Below are 17795 nucleotides of genomic sequence, written 5' to 3'. Positions count from 1 at the left end.
AAGTTCCTAACATGAACGGAGGATGCAATGACGCATGTACTGCCGCTCGACACCGACCACGACGGTGAGATGGATACGGATCCGCAGGAGGACGGTCTCGCCCTTCTGCGTGTGGATGGCACTCGCCCGCGCGTCATGAACGCGTTTCGCAGGCACCTCGGCAGCCCCCTCGTCGGGGTCTTCGGCGGAGTGCTTTTCGACGAGGTGGCCTTGGTGCCGGTGGCCGCGTCCGTGGACCGGTCGGGCAGATTCCAGGACAACTTCACCGATCGCGGTATCCGGAGCGCCCTCAGCGCGATATCGGTGTTCGCCGGAGACCGGCGGCAGCGGGCCGACACCGCGGAATGGCTCAAGGAACAGCATCGTGCCGTGCGGGGCACCGGAGTCGGCGAGTACGCGGGAATCCGATACAGCGCATTGGATCCCGAACTCTGGATATGGATTGCGGCCAGCGCCATCAACGCCACCATGGAGGCCTTCCCGCACTGCACGGGGTACACCATGACCCCCACCGAACAGGAGGCCGCATATCAATACCAGCGCTATTTGCTCAAAGACCTTGAATTACCCAGCGCCAAGGGCAAATTCCCCGCAACATACGCCGCCTTTGTCGAATACTACGACGGCATGGTGGAAAACAGGCTGCAGTCCAATGGATTTCTCCGTCAGCAATTCGCCGGTTTGATGCGACTGCCGCTGCCCACCCTGCTACTGCCCGCGGCCGCCCGGCCGGCCCTGATGCCGCTGTGGCTTGCGATTCGCCCCATCGCGGGGCGAGTGATCCAGGTCTGCTCGGCCAAGGCCATGCATCCTCAGATACGCGAGATGATCGGCTTCGAACTCAAACCGCATCACAGTCTGGAGTTCGCGTTGTACACGCGGCTACTGCAGCTGGTCTGGCGTGTGGCACCCGCGCGACTGCTCATAGAACCCATGTCGTACAACAATATTCGCCTCTCCGAGGCCCGTTCGGAGCTTGACGGTTCACGCACCGCGCAGCGCAGGTACGAGAAACTCGCCCGTTCATTGACACGGCGCAACCAGCGGCTGGCCAACTTCTATCACGGCTATCGACTGGATAGCTTCGCCGCTCCGGAACGACCCACCGGCGGCTGTCCGTTTGGGTGATCGGCGCCGGAGGTACTCGACCCACTTAGGTCCGGGCCTCAGCTTCCAGGCCCCGCTTCAGGTTGCGCAGCGTGATCACCATGTTCCTGCGTTGGATCTCCGCACCCGTCAGACCATCCGCCGACCAGTGCTCGATCGCGTCGATCACCGGCCGTGGCCACGGACCCACTGCCCACGTCTCACTGACGGCCGTGGCGCCGCTGTCGATCGCCTGGAATCGGTAGGTCCACGTGGCAATCGGGAACCGCAGCAGTGGACGACCCCAACCGATCGCTTTGACCTTGAACGCGAAGCACTCGTTTTCCTCGGCGACGGTCACCTCACATCGGGTGGTCCAGCGCAGCCTGCCCCGCGTATTGAGGCCATCGAAAACCGCCCCCCTGCATGCAGTTCCACCCCTGACAAGGGTGGCGCCGATATTCTCGGGGCTCCACCTGCCCATCTGCGTCACATCGGAGACACGTGCGTAAACGCGCCCGACGGGAGCCTGGATGACCACCCTCTCGGTGGCGGTAGCCAGATTGCCACCGGTATAGGCGGCGCGGCGCGCGGGCGTCAACGCTTTGGCGAGCGCCACCGCGAACGTCGGTGCCCGCAGCGCCATCTTCTCGGCCGCGCCTTCGGCTTCGGCCCAGCTGTAGCCATCCCAAGAACCGTCAGTCGCCATCATCACTGACCGTACAGTCGCAGACCGCTGCCGAACAGGGCGTGCCCAGGGAAGCTGAACCGGCTCCATCGCTGATGCCATTTCGATCAGGTCGGGCGATGCCAAGCAGCTTTTTGACGTTTGTGCGGTTGATGGCCGCCTGCTGTTCCTCGGCCAGTTCGGACTGGATGCCAAGGGTCTCTGTCATCCATGTCGCGAGTTTCGCCGGTGCGTAAGCAGGCCACCGACATCAATTCAGACGGGTGGTCTCACACGTCGCCCCGGCGGCAGGCAGCCTGTCCAGCAGCACCTCACCCATCGCAGCGGCCGGGGTAAGCACTCCGTGTAGATCCGTGAGTTTGTCGCGATCCAGTGCGAGTGCCAGGCCGCTCTGACCAAGCAGCACCGCGGTCGCGAGGTAGCTGGGGTCACCCTGCTGCGCGATGACAGCCCGATAGCGGGCACCGGTGGTGGTGGTCGTATACGTCTCAATGCGGTAATGCCCTTTGGCCAAGGCATTTTCACTCGGACCCGTGCCCGGCTTGGGCAGCACGCGTTTCAGTGCCCCGGCGACCTTGTCGGCGTAGCGGCTGCCCAAGCCGAGTATCGCGGCAAGGGCCGCCGTGGAAACAGCCGCGGTAACGGGAGCGATCACCGAAGGCCCTGCGCTTACCTGCTCGGCATACCGAAACTCGCGACCGTACGCCCAGTCCATAAGTGCATTGCTGCGCCTGACGATTCGCGAGTTCTCGGCGGCCATGATGAAGGCACCGGTCCAGCAGCCCTTCAGTTCGGGAGCGATCCGTATGCCACGACGCAGCGGGGCGTCGGATTGGGGTCCCAGATCGGGTTCGGCATCGCGATCGGTGCTCAGCGTGTAGGGGTCGAGCATCGCATGCCGGATTTCGGGATCGGCCGACATGGTGCGACGAGCTTCCAGGATAGAGGCGAGGGTACCGCCGGAGGCCCCACCGACAAACTTCCGCACCACCATGTTCGTCCCGGTGAGCTCACCCTCCCCGTCAGTACGTGCGCGATCATAGAGCGCATAGACGGTGAGATCGGAAGGGACCGAATCAAATCCACAAGAGTGAACGATCCGAACACCGGCATCGACGGCCTGCGTGTGGAACTGCTCGATACTGGCACGAATGAACGGTGTCTCGCCGCTGAGGTCGGCATAATCAGTCCCGGCCGCCACACAGGCCGCTACCAGCGGCAGCCCGTAGCGGGTGTACGGCCCCACGGTGGTGGCGATGACCTGAGTGCGCCCGGCCATCGCCCGCAGCGATGCCGGGGAGTCCGCGTCCGCCTCGATGATCGGCCAGGACCGGGCCGAATCGCCCAGGGTGTCACGTACCGCACGCAGCTTGTCCACGGAACGTCCGGCCAGCGCGATCCGCGCTGAACCTGCTGCCCTGGAGAGATATTCGGCGGTTAGCGTGCCGACGAATCCGGTGGCGCCGTACAGGACGAGATCGAATTCGCGCTGAGCCATGGCCCGGAAATTACCCGAGAACCACGGGCAAGAATCGAGCAAGACCGAAATGTGACATAAGCCATAGTCAGATGGCATTGGGCTGGGTGCCGCCGAACAGCAAGGTGTTCCAGAAACCTTTTACCCGGAAGGCGTCGCCATCTCGTGCCACGACGGCTATGTTCGTACCGGCGGGCGGGGTTTCTCCTCCGGCAACGATCTCTGCGACTAGATCTTTCTCGGCGCGCACATCTGCGCCCGACGGCGGGCACGCTCGCGTGCTCATTGCCTGCTGAGGACCAATATGAAGCTGGGCCAGGTGTTCGACCCCCGCAACAACGCCCTCAACGCGTGGCGATTGGGGCTAGCGCTCAGTGTCATCTTCTGCCATTCCTGGCCGCTCACCGGCCACAAAATCGCCAACCGCCCCATACAGCAACTCACCGAGCAGGTAGGGGTGGACGGATTCTTTGCCATCTCGGGATTTCTCATCACCGCTAGCTGGCTACGCCATCCGAAGCTTCGCGACTTCGCCACCGCCCGGGCTCTGCGCATCTTCCCGGGATTGTGGGTATCTCTTGCGATAATTGCTTTTGTTTTTGCGCCACTGAGCGTCGCGGTACAGCACGGTTCCGTCACAGAGCTGCTTTCATCACATAAACCCATCGAATATGTGCTGAACAACGCCATACTCAACACCTCGTACGTCGGGATTGACGGAACTCCACGCAACATTCCATGGCCCGGGGTGTGGGACGGCCCTCTCTGGACACTCACTCTTGAAGTGCTCTGCTATATAGCTGTAGCCGTGCTAGGTGGAATCGGGCTGCTGAGAAAGAGATGGACCATAGCCACCGCTTTCTTGATCATGTTGTGTGCGACCACACTATTTCCATACCCGACACTGCCCACGTCAACGGTGCCTGAAGTACTCGCAAGATTTTCGGTGATGTTCGCGGCGGGGGCGCTGATGCATCGATACCGAGACGCCATTCCTGCACGCTGGTCTCTCGTTGCCCTGGGAACCGTAATCGTTTTGGCGTCTGGGCTACTCTTCAATTACCGGGAACTCGGGGCGCTACCCCTGGCCTACACCGTCATCGTCTCGGGCTCTCTTGTCAAATACAAGCATTTGAATTTACGCAACGACATTTCGTATGGCATATACATCTACGGGTTTCCCATCCAACAACTCTTGGCGGTCTTCGGAATGGGTGCAGCGAATCCATTCCTATTCTTCGCGGCAGCAACCGCCGCAACCATTCCGATGGCCACCGGAAGCTGGTTCCTCATCGAGAAGCATGCGATGAAACTCAAAACCCGAATCGTAGCCACACGAGCAACACACTCCGCAGAAACCAGCAGGTGACCCAGGCGCCACCGGCAACACCGCCCGGCTCATCACCAGCCGACGTCTGAAGCACCCGCTCCGACCCGCTAGAGTTTTAGGCACCGCCCTCGTAGCTCAGGGGATAGAGCACGGCTCTCCTAAAGCCGGTGTCGCAGGTTCGAATCCTGCCGAGGGCACTCATCTCCGCTGTTCAGAAGCGCTTTCGGGCGCAACACGACTGAATACCAGCGCCGACCCCCAAGCCGCGGCGCACGCTAGATGACCACGTTGCTTTCGCGAAGCTCCGCAGTGGGATGGTCCGATAGCGTTCCTATCAGGGGCAGGCCGACAGTATCGAGGATCTCAGCGACGATGTCCGAGCCTGCCACGCGAGGTGGGGAGAGCGCGCCGACAAGAAGTTGTTTGTGCAGTCCCGATGGTTACCGCCGGCGCGAACTGGGCTGCTGACCGAACCCGAACCCAGCACGCGAACGCCAGCGGCCGGCATTCAGGTCGCCCCTCAGTTCCGTTCCATCCCGATAGACATCGTGTTCGACAAGATGTCGCCGTCCAGCTGAGGGACGGCGGGGCGGTTCACATCAACGCGTTTCGCCCCGTCGGCGCCAAGTAGATGCCAGCGATCGTGACATAGAGTCCGTATAGCAGGGCGTAAACATACTGCGGAACAATGGATCTGGCGAGCGCGATGATGCGCCCGCCCACGACTTTGACCGGGTCGAGAAGCTGTCCGAAGGTGAGATCGCCTAGATCGAAATCGATCTATTGCCAACCGGTTTGGCATTCTTCCCCGGTGAACAGCCCCGCTTCGTCGTCAGCAGTGCCAACCCCCTGGGAGCAATGACGCCCGCGAACCGCGGGCGTCGCAGGATCCACACCCGCGGCGACCACGCCCCCTACCCGCATCTCCCCATTCACCGGTGATGCATCCGGTCGGTGCAGCAGGTTCGAATCCGGCCCCAACGCGCAGGCCGGACGACTGAACGCCCCCACCGCACTCTTTCCGAAACCGGAATACTGGAACCTTCCCGAACTACAAATCTCAAGCCGCAGCGATGTCTCATAATTAGCCAGTGCCCAACACCCGAACAGTTCGGCCACGACGCAAGCTGACCCCCGACAAGGTGTACCGGTTTGTCACGGGCACCCTCAGCCGTCGGGACCTGTGGCACCTGAAAGTCGCGATCGGCCTGCTGTGTATGGCCATCATCCCGTTGGGAATGGTCTTCAACATGCATCCGTTGGGCCCGCAGGGCATCGGGCGCACGATTCACACCATTCTCTTTTCCATATCGTTCCCGGTCGGTCTGTGCTGGATCTTCGGGCCGTGGCCGACTAGGCGCTGGGCCATCGCCTTCATCGCCTGGGCCGACATCTCCTTTGCGATATCCGCCTGGATATTCACGGGTCCGACGATGCAGCTGGCCCCGATCTTGTACATGAGCATGACCGGCGTGTTCGCCACGTTCCTGTTGGGCTGGAACGTGCTTGCCGTGCACTGCGGCTTTGCGCTGGCAATGCAAATCTCGATCACGCTGTGGAACATGCACACCGGTGCGGCAACCTTCCTCGACCAATTTCTCTACAACGCACCGGTATTCGCCACCGTGGTGATGCTGCCGCTCTTGATCCAAGCCATCATCGAAGGCGGACGCAGGTCAATACACGCCACCATCTCGGCGGCCAACCGCGATCCGCTGACTGGGCTGTTGAACCGTAGGGGTGTGCAGGCCATCTTCGAGTATCTGCTCGGCAAGCGGCCCAACCCGACGACCGTTGTCGTGATGGTGGCCGACGTCGACAGATTCAAGGAACTCAATGACACCTACGGCCATGAGGCCGGGGACAGGATGCTGCAGGCAGTGGCGGACAGGCTGTTCGCCAACACCGGCAGGGGCGATATCGCCGCGCGCATCGGCGGTGACGAGTTCATGGTCGTCACCTTCGTGGACAACCCTGATGATATCGCCGAGGCGACCGCGCGGCTGCGCAAAGCGCCGCTGGACACCGACGGTCCCGATATCTCTCTCAGCGTGGGCATCGCCTGGTCGGCCACCAACATCAAGGACTTCAACTTTGAATCGCTCACTCGCGAAGCAGATTTCAAACTCTACGAAATCAAACGTGCCCGCGCGCCCCGCGGGTCCACGGCCTGACTACGGCGGCCAGCGTCAGTACGCACCCTCGCTGCGCACCACCGCGCCGACGGTCCGCGAGATGATGCGGATGTCCAGCCCCATGGACCAGTTGTCGACATAGGAGATGTCGTGACGAATGGACTCATCGACCGATAGATCGTTGCGGCCACTCACCTGCCATTGACCCGTCACCCCCGGCTTCACCAGAAGCCTGCGGCGCATGGTGTCGTCATAGGCGTCGACTTCCCGCTGCACCTGCGGCCGCGGTCCGACGACACTCATATCGCCGAACAGCACATTGAAGAACTGCGGCAGCTCATCGAGGCTGTACTTGCGGATGAAGGCGCCTACCGGGGTAACCCGCGGGTCCTCTTTCGCCTTGAAGAAGACGGGCGTGCTTCCCGCCGAGTCGATCATGCCGGCGGTCTGTAGGTCCGCGCCGGTGAACATGCTGCGGAACTTGATCATCCGAAAAGGCACGCCGTCCAACCCGATTCGTTCGGATACGTAGAACACCGGACCCGTACTGGTGAGTTTGATGGCGGCGGCAATGGCGATCATCACGGGCGCGGTGGCCAAGATGGCAGCGGTGGCGAACACCATGTCGAATGCTTCCTTCGACATGGAGCGCGCCCGCCGGTAGCCCGGAGCCAGCATCTCCAACATATGAACCCGCTCGAGTCCCCGGTCCGCGGTGGTCACGACGGTCTCATCCACATCACCCGGCGAAACCGCGAGCTCGATTCCTAGACCTCCGAGATCGGAGGCGAGGTCGGCAAGCTCCCGGCGACCGAGACCGTCGGTCATCGCGACCGCGACGATCTGCGCCGACGTGCGTTGCGCCGCCTCGACGACGTTCCGATCGTCACCGACGACGGGAACGCGATGATCGCCCACTTCGATCGCCATCGCGCCGTATGCCGCATCGATTGCCGGGGTGCATGCACCGACAACCTCGAAACCACTGTCCCGATGACGACGGAAGGCTGTGATCATCTCCCGGACCGCATCGCGATCACCGGCCAGCAGCACCGAGGTGCGGGCCTCCGAGCCCCACAGGCGGCGCAGCACGTGCCGGGCGATGAGGATGCCGAGCAGCCCCAGCGGTATCTCGATGATGAGATGCCGGATATCGATCAGCTCGATGCGCGAGATCAGATAGGTCAGCAGCACGATGGTGAACAACTGGAAGGTGACACCCACGACCGTCTGCCACTCCTGCAGCACCGCCCGCAACGCCTTGCCCGGCCCCACGGTGTGCAGCGACAGCGCCGCAAACCACACGATGGCTATCAGAGCATCCGTGCCCACGTACCAGCCACCGAGATCCTGTCGCCCGGACAGCAGGTGGTGCGCCAGCTGGTACGACACCAGCGAGGTGAGGACGATGGCCACCAAATCGGCTGCGGGTGCCCATCGTCGATGCAGGTAGAAGAGCCCTCCCGGGCGCTTCTCTACCCTCTGTTGAATTTCGCCGCTAAAGACGCTCTTGATAACCATAAGTGCACTTCACCTGTTCGTTCATATCGGTGATTCGTATGGACGATTTCGGCAATAGAACCCGACCTATTTACGGGCTTACATTTCCATAGCGATTCGCATCGTGCCACGTGATGGGGATCACGTTCAATCGAAAGTACGGTGAAAGTTTCATTGGAGGTAAATAAGAATCATCTAACAAACATCCAACCCTGGCACCCTTTGCTAATAACCCCACCAATCACGTAACGCTCACTGGCAAATAACAATTACGTAACAATAGCAGTTCAGATGCTATGATGGTTAACCATAACACCCCCGAATCTACCGGCGGTAGCGTCGTCTCGCGGCACCCGTGGCCATCGTTGCGAGCAAAAGCCATATGCGTGGAAATTAGTTTGTTTATTCAACGACACCGTGTCGCCCCGGGTTGCGGATGATCGGCAGGTGTTGCAGTCTGAGTATGGGTCGGCTTGCGGGCGACATGAATCAGCGTGCGTCAAATACAATCGCGCACCGGATTTCGTCTGTGAGTAGTATTGCGCTACTCGTAACATGGCATGCGGCCCGCGTTGGCACTCATGAGAACACACCGGCCATCAGCCAGCCCGCGGCCACATCATCGGGCGGGGTGAGTTGAATAATGAACAAACACAGGACGCGGGGCCACGCCCCCGGAGCGGCAGCCATCGCACGGCGAGCAGCGTCGCGGCGGAGGTCGAGACTCGACGTCGGGACGGTGCATCATATGCGGCTATCAGCAAAAGACCTCAGCGAACGGGCGGAGGCCTGATATGGCACCCATCAGAGTGCACATGACCGGCTCGGAGTGGTTCTCCTCGCTGCCCGGCGGGCTCAACAGATACTTCACCGACCTGTTCACCGCACTGCGCCGCCGCGACGACATCGACCTGTCCGCCGCCGCGTTCGGAAACCCGTCCGATGGCGGATCGTCCTGGGGAGCCACCGGTGGATCGACTCGATCGAGGGTGCTCACCGCGTTCAACGACCGCTCAGACTTACAACAACCCGGAATCCTCGACCGCCACTTCTGTCTCTATGGCCCGTCGGCGACCGGGTGGCGTACCCGGAGCCGGTTGGTTGTGCACTTTCACGGCCCCTGGGCGGCCGAAAGCAGATTCGCGGGCGCCGGACCCCTGCGGGCACGTGCCAAGTACCTTGTCGAACGCCTCCGGTACGCCGGCGCCGAGCGAGTCATCGTGCTCTCGGATCGGTTCCGGGATGTGCTCGTCGAGGACTACCGGATACCCGCGGACCGCATCGAGGTCATCCCGCCCGGTGTCGACCTGGACCGATTCGGTGTACTACCGCGGTTGGACGCGCCGACAGGACGCCGAACGGTGCTGTGCGTGCGCAGGCTCGAGCACCGCATGGGTATTCACCGTCTCATCGAATCGTGGCCGTCGGTGGTGTCCGCACACCCGGACGCATGCCTGATGATCGTGGGCACGGGTACCGCCGAGCAAGATCTGAGGGCGCAGGTGGCTGCGGCCGGACTGGACGACAGCATCCAATTCACCGGGCGCGTGGACGACCTGACCCTTACCCAGCTGTACACGCTCGCCGATTTCACCGTGGTGCCATCGGTTGCGCTTGAGGGCTTCGGACTGATCGCACTGGAATCCCTGGCCACCGGCAGGCCCGCCGTCGTCACCGACTGCGGAGGCCTGCCCGACGCGGTGCGCGGCCTGGATCCCTCGTTGATCGTGCCCGCCGACAACGCCGAAGCGCTTGCCGCACGCCTCATCTCGGCACTCGATGGCGCACTGCCCGATCCGCGGCAATGCCGCCAGCATGCCGAGTCTTTCTCCTGGACCGCCGCCGCCCAACGCCACCATGCCGTGTATTCGGAGCTGAGCGCATGATCCGGGCGATGTTCGTCGCGCACACCGCGGCACCTTCAGGCGCCGAGCTGGCGACACTGCGATTGCTGTCGGCACTACGCACCTCACCCACAGGCCTCACCCTCGAACCGTCGATCGTGTACACCGAGGACGGGCCGATGGTCGGCGCGATGAAGGCCCAGGGCATACCAACGTCGGTGTTGGCCAACACCTTCGACAGTAGAAGTGTGACCATCCGGGACTCCGGATGGTTGCGCCGCGTGACGGGGGCTATCTCGTTGCTGCGCGTCGGGTGGCTACTGGGTGCCACCGTCCGCGAGCGCGGCGCCGACGTACTCGTCGCGGGCAGTACCAAGGCCCTCATCATGTCGGCGGTCGCGGCAAGACGCGCGCGAATTCCCTTGATCTGGCATGTGCATGATCGGATATCGGCCGAATACTTCGGCGCCACATTGGCATTCCTCATTCGTCTACTCGGCAAGATCGTTGCCGACGGGTACATCGCCAACAGCCGCTCCACCGAGAGCTCGCTTCGACCGGGACGCCTTCCGGGTGTGGTCGCCTACCCGGGTCTGGATTTTCAGCAGAGCCCCCACACCGAACATGCGCCGCAGCGACCCGCCGCCGAAACAGTCATCGCCGTCGTCGGCAGACTGACGCAGTGGAAGGGCCAGGACGTGTTCCTGCGCGCCCTGGCCAATACCAAGGTCCGGCCCCAGCGGGTGTATCTGGTCGGTGGCACGTTCTTCGGCGAGGAGACCTTTCGCACCGAACTGGAAGACCTGGCAAGCGAACTGCAGCTGCCGGTGACCTTCACCGGGCATCTCGATGACCCCACGAACATCCTGGCCATCTCCGACATCCTGGTGCACTGCTCTGTCATCGCCGAACCCTTCGGGCAGGTTGTCGTCGAGGGCCTGCGCGCGGGCTGCGCCGTCATTGCCACCCGGCCGGGCGGGCCCGCGGAAACCATCGAGTCAGGTGTGCACGGACTGCTGGTCGATGCCGGGAACACCGATCAACTCACCACCGCCCTCGATCTGCTCATCGAGGACCGCGACCTTCGAACCCGGTTGGCACACGCGGGACAAGCCCGCGCTCGGCGCTTCGACATCGCCGACTCGGCACAAACCGTGAGGACGTTCCTCTCCGAGGTGCTGGCCCAGCGCCCGGCCACGCCGATGGCGGGGCGCAGTGTCTAACGAACCTCGAAGTAGTACGACGCTCCCCCGGGCATTGCGACTGGCCAGAGACTTCGGGGCGGTCGTCTTCGGAAAGTACGGACAGTACCTGGTTACCTTCGCGACGGTCCCCCTGCTCGCGCGGGTGCTGGGACCGGCGGGCATGGGATTGTTGGCGGTCGGTATGGCCGCGTACTTCTTCGGCTCGATCGTCGTCGATCTGGGTATGACCCCTTTTCTCGCCGCGCGCGTGCCCGAGCTACGCAACACACCTGCCGAGCTTCAACAGGTGCGCACCGACTATCTCGCCTTGCGGCTGATGACTCTCGGGGTGCTGGGTGCCGCATTCGGTGCCGGCTGGATCGTCGGGGTGCCGCCGTATGTACACATGATTCTGTTGGGGCTCTTCGCCGGTGGGCTGTGGGCCACGTCCGATGACTGGCTCCTTATCGGACAAGGACGATTCGTCGCATCAGCCCTCTACCAAGGTTCGGGGCGCATCACCTATCTGGTGCTGCTCATCGTGCTGCTTCCACACTCGCCACACGCTGCCACCGCCATCTTGTGTCTGCTGGGCTCCTCAATCTTGACGGTGGCGGGAACCTGGTGGGACAGCCTACGAACGTTCGGTGCCCTGCGCCGTCCATACGCGCCAGGCCAGATTCTCCGCAGCAGCTGGCCGATTGTGACCTCCCGGCTTTTGACCACCGGTTATGGCCAAGGGGCACCTGCCATTTACTCGGCCATGCTGGACGCGGTCTCGCTGGGTCTCTTTTCTGCGAGCGATCGCCTGGTCAGAGCGATGCAGTCGCTATTGGACATGATCGGATTGGTGCTGCTGCCGCGCATGGCCAAGCACAGTGGGCATGAACACTTCTGGCGCAGCGGTTTTCAGGGTCTGCGCGGCGCGGTGGCGGTGGCCGTGGTTGCCGCCACGCTGCTCTGGCTGCTGGCCACACCGATTGTTCACATCATCTTCGGTAGCGAGTTCCTGGGCGCCGTCGGTCTCTTACGCGCCGAGCTTCTCATCCTTCCGGCGAGCACGATCAGTTCGTACATCAGTACCGCGCTGCTACCCGTACGCCAAGACACGCACGGCGTTCTCATCGCGTCGTTGGTGGGTACCACCGCCTCGGTTGCCGGGCTCATCGCCGCCTCGTTGACCCATTCGGTGTGGGCGTTGATAGGTGGCGTACTTGGCGCCGAATTCTGTGTGGCGCTGTGGTATTTGGCGCGTGTGCGCCATCTGTCCGGCCGCGAGCAGGGCCTGCCCACCGGAACCGAGGCCGCACCGGAAGGGGCCCCGCGATGAAGATACTTTTCGTAGGCGACGACTGGGTCGGCAGTAACGCGCGGTCGATGGCCGACGGGTTCCGGCAGGCAGGCCATGAGGTCGTGGTGGTCGACACCACCACGGTCACCCTGCCCACCAGACTGTCGCCGGCCTGGCTGTATTCAAAGGGTATGCGCCGACGGGCGCCATGGCTGCAGGAGGCGGCACACCGGCGAATTGAGCAGGTCGCGCGAGACTTCGTCCCCGACATGTTCTTTGGATTCAAATCGATTCATCTGGACCAGGCCCGCCTGCTACAGGTCCCGGCCGCCATCCGCGTGCACTACAGCCCGGATGATGTCGGCAATCCGTACAACACCACAACGGATTATCTGGCTCACGAGAGCGGATGGGATCTGGTGGTCACCACCAAACGTCACAACGTGCCCGAGTTGCTGGCGCGCGGTGCACGCCGGGTGAAGTTCGTCCATAGCGCCTACGACCCGGCGTGGCATCGTCCGTGCGCCAAACGAGTTGCGCGGCAGTATCTGGTGGGGTTCATCGGAGCCCGGCGCCCCGATCGGTCGGCCTTGATCACCCGCCTCGGCACCGAGCACGGGCAGAATCTGCTTGTCCGTGGTCCGGGCTGGCGGCGCGTACCCGCACTGCGGACCACCGGCGCCACTATCGGGGGTGCGGTGTACGGCGACCATTTCGCGACGGCCGTCGCCTCGGTGACCGCGAATCTGGTCCTGCTCAACTCCGACAACCGCGACACGCATACCTGCCGCACCTTCGAGATACCCGCGTGCGGAGGCCTATTCGTCGGCGAACGGACCGATGAGCACAGCGAACTGCTCGACGAGGGCACCGAATGCCTGCTGTTCTCGGATGAGGCCGAGCTTCGCGAGATTCTGCACTGGTGCGCCTGCCATCCGGCACAGGCCGCCAAGATCGCCGAGGCGGGGTACGTCCGCGTGACGCGGGATCCGCACCGATACGTCGACCGCGCCAGGGAGATCCTCGATGAACTTCAGTGATGCCAAGGAGACTCCGGTCTCCGATACCCCGCCGATCGAGCACTCCGCCAAGCCGCGCCGGCGCCGGCGAGTTCTTTTGGCCTGCATCACCATCACGGTGTTGCTGGCGGGCTTTGTGACCATGGGGTGGCGGGTTTACATGAATCCGCAGACCGATCCACTGCGGCCCGCCGACGCCATCGTCGTCTTGGGCGGCACCCCCTACGAACGTTTCGATGTGGGGCTGGATCTGGCCAAACGCGGCTATGCGCCGTACCTGCTCATCTCGCAGTCGACGGGCGCCGACGACCGCAATATGGACAAGTACTGCAAGGGGCATTTCACATTCACGGTGAGCTGCTTCATCCCCGACCCGTGGACCACAGAGGGTGAGGCGCAGGAGATACGCACCAAGGCACAGGAATTGGGCTGGCATCACATCATCGTCATCACCTTCACACCGCATGTTTCGCGGGCACGGTACATCGTCGGAAAATGCTTCGACGGCGAACTCACCATGGTCGCCAGCCCCGCACCTTCGGGAGTTGCCTTCTGGTCGTGGATGTTCATCCGCCAATCGGGCAGCTATGTGAAGGCCTTCCTGACCCTCGGATGCTGAGGAGCGCACATTGAACGACTCACGGGTAGCCATTGTCCACGAGCGCTTCACCGAGTTCGGCGGCTCGGAACTGGTGGTCGCCGAATTCATGAAGACCTGGCCGCAGGCCAAGGTGTACGCGCCCATCACCGAGCCACGTTGCCGCCAGCAGGTATTGCAGGCTGCGGGGCGGACCGAAGACGGACTGCACGAGCCCATCTCCGGGACCTGGCTGGACAAGGCGTACACCCTCACCGGACGCAAGTCGCACGCACCGCTGCTGCCGCTGGTGCCTAACGCCCTGCGGAGACTGCCGATCGGCGACGATGTTGATGCGGTGCTGATCAGTCATCACTCGTTCGCGACCCAGGCGGCAATGGCCACCGACGCCCCCGCCGTCGCATACGTCCACAGCCCGGCCCGCTGGGCCTGGGAGCGCACCTTCCGTGATCACGAGATGGCCAGCCGAGCGGGCCGGATCGCCCTGTCCGCGTTGGGAAGGCTCGCGCGCCGCGGAGAACTGCGGGCGGCACCGCACCTCTCGCACGTCATCGCGAACTCGCACGCCGTGGCCGAACGAATTCGCGACTGGTGGGGGTTGCCGTCGACTGTGATCAGCCCACCGGTTCGCATTGACCGCTTCTCCCCCGACCCGTCGATTCCGCGCGAGGACTTCTATCTGTGCGCGGGAAGGCTGGTGCCCTACAAGCGCGCAGACCTTGCGATCCGGGCCGCACAGCGGGCCAACTGCCGTTTGGTGGTGTTGGGCGAGGGCCGCTTCCGCGATCACCTCGAGGACATCGCAGGACCCGAGACGACCTTTCTGGGTGCCGCGTCCGACGAGGTGCTCCTGGACATGTACCGACGCTGCCGCGCCCTGTTGATGCCGGGCGTGGAGGACTTCGGGATTGTCCCCGTTGAGGCGATGGCTTGTGGGACACCAGTTCTTGCACTAGGGCAGGGCGGAGCCCTGGACACGGTGAACCCCGGAGTGACCGGCGAGCACATGCGGGCCGGCCCGGATGACGCCGTCGTGGAGCAGCTGGCCGCACTGATGCGCGACTTCAATCCAGCCGACTACGACTCCGGCGCCATCCGGGCACACGCGTGCGAGTTCTCGCCCGAGGCGTTCCGTTCCCGCGTTGCCGATACCGTGCTGGGGGCCGTGCGCACCTAGTCGCCGGTCGAGTGCTTTCCTCCGCCTGCACCCGACCCACTGTGCGAGCCCGAACCATCTGAGCCGCCACCGGTATTCGACCCACTCGAACCGCCGCCCGACGCGTCAGGTGCCCGGTGCTTGCCACCCGACTCGCTGGAGGTCTTCACCTTGACCTTCACCTTGTTCGAGTTGGCGGACGAACCGTCGTCGTGGTGTTTACCGGAATCGTTGTCCTGTTTGGCGTTGGTGCCCTTGGGCGCCTCGGCGGCTGAGGACTTCGCGCTGTCGGTTTCCGTCGACGTCGCGGACTCGGCGGTATTGGTGACGGTGGAGGTGATGGCTCCCCTGGTCTGCTTGATGGTGCCCGTGGCCGCATCCTTAAGGGATTGGTTGGCCTTGTCGATCTTGTCCTGCAGCTTCTCCTTCACCTGCGGCTTGGCAGGTTTCTCCTTCTCGGCGGTCTCTGCCTTCGTTTCGGTCTTCGTTTCCAGCTTCGTTTCGGTCTTCGTTTCGGTCTTGGACTCTTCCTTCACGGAGTCCTTCACCGATTCCTTCACGGAGTCGGCGGCGGCCACCGCGGCACCCGCCTCCGCCGCGCCGACCGCGGGCACGGATACCTTTGCGGCCGGGACTTTTTCAGCGACCTTATCCTTGGCAGCGACAAGATTCGATGCGAGATCCGGCTTCGGGGCCTGCAGCTGTTTGACCTCGGGCGCCGCCGGAGCCTCCGGTTCCTTGACCGCCGCCGCAGCCTCGATCTGCTTGGCCGCCGGCGCCGGCGCGGCGCCGACCAAGCCGCCGAGCTGCGCCATCACATCCTTGTAAAACTTGGATGCCTGCAAGGTGTTTGATGCTGCCCCGTTGAACAGGTTGCCGTACTGCTGCGTGAGGAGATCAGAGATCGGTGTCAGCGCGGGTGTGACCAAGCCCTTGTACAACGGGGTGAGCGCCTTCGCGAGTTCGACAGTGGGGTCTGCTATCCCGAGCGCGCCGCTGATCAAGCCTGAGACAGTGATCAGTTGGGTGGGCACGATGGCGCCCGTCGGAATCAGGTTCGGCGGGATGACACCGAGCGGCGTGTTGGCCCCCGGCGCCGTGCCGATCTGGAAGCTCGGCATCAGACCCACGCCGAAAATAGACGGCAGAGTGAACCCCGCGCCCTCGGCCCCGAAATTGAATCCACCCAGTGAATAGACGAGCGGCACCGGCAGCGCACCGCTGAACGGGGTTTGCAGCACCATGACGTTCTGCCCATTGTTGATATTGAATCCGTTGGTGCCGAAGTAGTTTCCGGTCGTCAGATTCAGATTCGTCATACCGAGGCCAAGCATCGGAATCGAGAAGTTGGAGAGCGTCGCGCCGATGGGCGAGTAGAGGCCGTTCTGTGTCGGTATCACCACATGCGCGTTGAATTGGCCCGCCTGCCCGATCCCCAGCGGCGCCGTAATGCCGTTGGCCCACATCGGGATCGACAGCACGGTCTGCGGGACATTCACCGCACCGCCATCGACGACCAGCGTGGGCGCGCTGGCCCACCAACCCGTCTGCATACCCAGCGGGAACGTGTAGTTCCCCGCCCCCATCGGGACCCACGCCGTGACATTGGGCAGGGTGCCGTCGGGCAAGAGGCGCACCGAGTCAGGGAGGACACCCAACGGGTCCAGCGCTGCGGGAATCTTGATGTTCAGCCCGCTCGGCGTCTGCACAAAGGTGTTCGTGATGGTCGTCAGACCGCTGGCCTGCAACAGTGGCCAGTTGTAGCCGGCCGTCAGCTTGTCCTGCTCCGCGATCAGCCCGTCGACGATGTCACTGAGCGGCGGGAGCTTATTGACGATCGGTCCCAGAATGGGGTTGTTGAACACACCCCCCAGCGCGTTGGCGAGCCCATTGAGCACGCTCGCGCCAGGAATAGTCGTGGGCAGCGGGAGGTCCACAAACCCCTGCCCCGGGATCTTGATCGCCGGTATGACGCCCGGCACCGCCGTCGGAAGCGGCGTGCTCGCGAGATTGCGCAGAACGCCCGGAAGATCGGCGAGCTTGGTCAGATTCGAATGGGCCAGGCTCGTCCCGACGGTCGGGAGCAGGCCCCCAGAGCCTTGCGCGATCGGATTCCAGAGACCACCGGCGGCCGTTCCCAGCGCATTAGTTCCTGATAAGTAGTTATTGAGTGCATTCTTATAGTCGGTGACCGCGCCCTTGTAGTCCGGGGCCGCCGCGGCAGCCTGCGCGGTAGGGCCGATGAAAGCCAAGCTGGCGGTCGCGGCGACTGCTCCAGCTGCAGTCACAGTGCGTTGGATGACGACCTTTTTGGATGACTTTCGATGTCGCTTGGACAAAACCGCAACCTCTCCTTTGAGGGAATCCAGAAACTAGAGCAGCACTGTAAACGTGTGATCCAGCTCATAATCATCATTTGAAAATCGTGTCTACCTGCGATTTGTTTGGTAACGCCGCGTGCCCAGACTTGCCCTGGTCGCTAAATTC

General features: G+C 63.0%; 15 protein-coding genes and 1 tRNA gene. 10 read left to right on the top strand and 6 right to left on the bottom strand.

Translation table 11 applies throughout. The annotated features are described in order from the left end of the window. Window positions 1–27: 27 nt before the first annotated feature. Window positions 28–1128 (top strand): oxygenase MpaB family protein, encoded by a 1101-nt coding sequence (locus ABG82_RS05440; protein ID WP_052511058.1) that lies wholly within the window; start codon window positions 28–30, stop codon window positions 1126–1128. 25 nt (window positions 1129–1153) lie between these two features. Here the strand turns inward: ABG82_RS05440 and ABG82_RS05435 are convergent, their stop codons facing one another. The 4 genes from ABG82_RS05435 to ABG82_RS05420 all read right to left on the bottom strand — a co-directional run bounded on the left by ABG82_RS05435 (window position 1154) and on the right by ABG82_RS05420 (window position 3537). Beyond that, window positions 1154–1795 carry an SRPBCC family protein gene (locus ABG82_RS05435; RefSeq protein ID WP_234708049.1) on the bottom strand — a complete coding sequence of 214 codons (642 nt, stop codon included), beginning with the start codon at window positions 1793–1795 and terminating at the stop codon, window positions 1154–1156. Beyond that, window positions 1785–1982 carry a hypothetical protein gene (locus ABG82_RS05430; RefSeq protein ID WP_043078800.1) on the bottom strand — a complete coding sequence of 66 codons (198 nt, stop codon included), beginning with the start codon at window positions 1980–1982 and terminating at the stop codon, window positions 1785–1787. Before ABG82_RS05430 ends, ABG82_RS05435 begins: the two co-directional genes overlap by 11 nt. A gap of 42 nt (window positions 1983–2024) precedes the next feature. Then, the gene (locus tag ABG82_RS05425) at window positions 2025–3272 is read right to left on the bottom strand and encodes a saccharopine dehydrogenase family protein (protein ID WP_043078801.1); all 1248 of its coding nucleotides are present in this window, start codon (window positions 3270–3272) and stop codon (window positions 2025–2027) included. A 67-nt stretch (window positions 3273–3339) separates the two neighbouring features. Continuing rightward, window positions 3340–3537 (bottom strand): hypothetical protein, encoded by a 198-nt coding sequence (locus tag ABG82_RS05420; protein WP_043078802.1) that lies wholly within the window; start codon window positions 3535–3537, stop codon window positions 3340–3342. 18 nt (window positions 3538–3555) lie between these two features. On the opposite strand from ABG82_RS05420, the gene ABG82_RS05415 reads away from it, so the two are divergent. The 3 genes from ABG82_RS05415 to ABG82_RS05405 all read left to right on the top strand — a co-directional run bounded on the left by ABG82_RS05415 (window position 3556) and on the right by ABG82_RS05405 (window position 6755). Then, on the top strand, window positions 3556–4620 hold the full coding sequence (locus tag ABG82_RS05415) for an acyltransferase family protein (protein WP_043078803.1): 1065 nt from the start codon (window positions 3556–3558) through the stop codon (window positions 4618–4620). An 85-nt stretch (window positions 4621–4705) separates the two neighbouring features. Beyond that, window positions 4706–4778: transfer RNA gene (locus ABG82_RS05410), tRNA-Arg, on the top strand. An 894-nt stretch (window positions 4779–5672) separates the two neighbouring features. Continuing rightward, window positions 5673–6755, top strand: coding sequence for a GGDEF domain-containing protein (locus ABG82_RS05405; RefSeq protein WP_052511059.1), 1083 nt, complete (start codon window positions 5673–5675; stop codon window positions 6753–6755). A 15-nt stretch (window positions 6756–6770) separates the two neighbouring features. Here the strand turns inward: ABG82_RS05405 and ABG82_RS05400 are convergent, their stop codons facing one another. Continuing rightward, complete coding sequence (locus ABG82_RS05400) at window positions 6771–8237, bottom strand: sugar transferase (protein ID WP_043078804.1); 1467 nt, start codon at window positions 8235–8237, stop codon at window positions 6771–6773. Between the two features lie 794 nt (window positions 8238–9031). On the opposite strand from ABG82_RS05400, the gene ABG82_RS05395 reads away from it, so the two are divergent. Genes ABG82_RS05395 through ABG82_RS05370 form a run of 6 tightly spaced genes read left to right on the top strand, consistent with a single transcriptional unit; the run spans window position 9032 to window position 15329 of the window. Further along, window positions 9032–10102: a glycosyltransferase family 4 protein gene (locus ABG82_RS05395; protein ID WP_043078835.1), complete on the top strand. Its 1071-nt coding sequence runs from the start codon at window positions 9032–9034 to the stop codon at window positions 10100–10102. Further along, window positions 10099–11283 carry a glycosyltransferase family 4 protein gene (locus ABG82_RS05390; protein ID WP_043078805.1) on the top strand — a complete coding sequence of 395 codons (1185 nt, stop codon included), beginning with the start codon at window positions 10099–10101 and terminating at the stop codon, window positions 11281–11283. Before ABG82_RS05395 ends, ABG82_RS05390 begins: the two co-directional genes overlap by 4 nt. Further along, window positions 11276–12574, top strand: a complete 1299-nt coding sequence (locus ABG82_RS05385) for a lipopolysaccharide biosynthesis protein (RefSeq protein ID WP_043078806.1) — start codon at window positions 11276–11278, stop codon at window positions 12572–12574. Before ABG82_RS05390 ends, ABG82_RS05385 begins: the two co-directional genes overlap by 8 nt. Beyond that, window positions 12571–13575, top strand: coding sequence for a CgeB family protein (locus tag ABG82_RS05380; protein WP_043078807.1), 1005 nt, complete (start codon window positions 12571–12573; stop codon window positions 13573–13575). Before ABG82_RS05385 ends, ABG82_RS05380 begins: the two co-directional genes overlap by 4 nt. After that, a complete protein-coding gene (locus tag ABG82_RS05375) occupies window positions 13562–14173 on the top strand; it encodes a YdcF family protein (protein WP_043078808.1) in 612 nt (203 codons plus the stop codon). The genes ABG82_RS05380 and ABG82_RS05375 overlap by 14 nt, the downstream gene beginning before the upstream one ends. A gap of 10 nt (window positions 14174–14183) precedes the next feature. Further along, a complete protein-coding gene (locus tag ABG82_RS05370; protein ID WP_043078809.1) occupies window positions 14184–15329 on the top strand; it encodes a glycosyltransferase in 1146 nt (381 codons plus the stop codon). Here the strand turns inward: ABG82_RS05370 and ABG82_RS05365 are convergent. Next, on the bottom strand, window positions 15326–17677 hold the full coding sequence (locus tag ABG82_RS05365; protein ID WP_234708051.1) for a hypothetical protein: 2352 nt from the start codon (window positions 17675–17677) through the stop codon (window positions 15326–15328). The two genes, ABG82_RS05370 and ABG82_RS05365, sit on opposite strands and share 4 nt — an antisense overlap. Window positions 17678–17795: the final 118 nt, after the last annotated feature.

The organism is Mycobacteroides immunogenum, from assembly GCF_001605725.1.
GTDB classification, from domain to species: Bacteria; Actinomycetota; Actinomycetes; order Mycobacteriales; family Mycobacteriaceae; genus Mycobacterium; species Mycobacterium immunogenum.
This window is presented reverse-complemented; position numbering and strand designations above follow the sequence as displayed.

Coding starts and splice junctions, on each gene's coding strand:
- ABG82_RS05415 (WP_043078803.1), top strand. CDS start 3,556: ATGAAGCTGGGCCAGGTGTTCGACCCCCGCAACAACGCCCTCAACGCG.
- ABG82_RS05395 (WP_043078835.1), top strand. CDS start 9,032: ATGACCGGCTCGGAGTGGTTCTCCTCGCTGCCCGGCGGGCTCAACAGA.
- ABG82_RS05440 (WP_052511058.1), top strand. CDS start 28: ATGACGCATGTACTGCCGCTCGACACCGACCACGACGGTGAGATGGAT.
- ABG82_RS05390 (WP_043078805.1), top strand. CDS start 10,099: ATGATCCGGGCGATGTTCGTCGCGCACACCGCGGCACCTTCAGGCGCC.
- ABG82_RS05435 (WP_234708049.1), bottom strand. CDS start 1,795: ATGGCGACTGACGGTTCTTGGGATGGCTACAGCTGGGCCGAAGCCGAA.
- ABG82_RS05425 (WP_043078801.1), bottom strand. CDS start 3,272: ATGGCTCAGCGCGAATTCGATCTCGTCCTGTACGGCGCCACCGGATTC.
- ABG82_RS05380 (WP_043078807.1), top strand. CDS start 12,571: ATGAAGATACTTTTCGTAGGCGACGACTGGGTCGGCAGTAACGCGCGG.
- ABG82_RS05375 (WP_043078808.1), top strand. CDS start 13,562: ATGAACTTCAGTGATGCCAAGGAGACTCCGGTCTCCGATACCCCGCCG.
- ABG82_RS05430 (WP_043078800.1), bottom strand. CDS start 1,982: ATGACAGAGACCCTTGGCATCCAGTCCGAACTGGCCGAGGAACAGCAG.
- ABG82_RS05420 (WP_043078802.1), bottom strand. CDS start 3,537: ATGAGCACGCGAGCGTGCCCGCCGTCGGGCGCAGATGTGCGCGCCGAG.
- ABG82_RS05400 (WP_043078804.1), bottom strand. CDS start 8,237: ATGGTTATCAAGAGCGTCTTTAGCGGCGAAATTCAACAGAGGGTAGAG.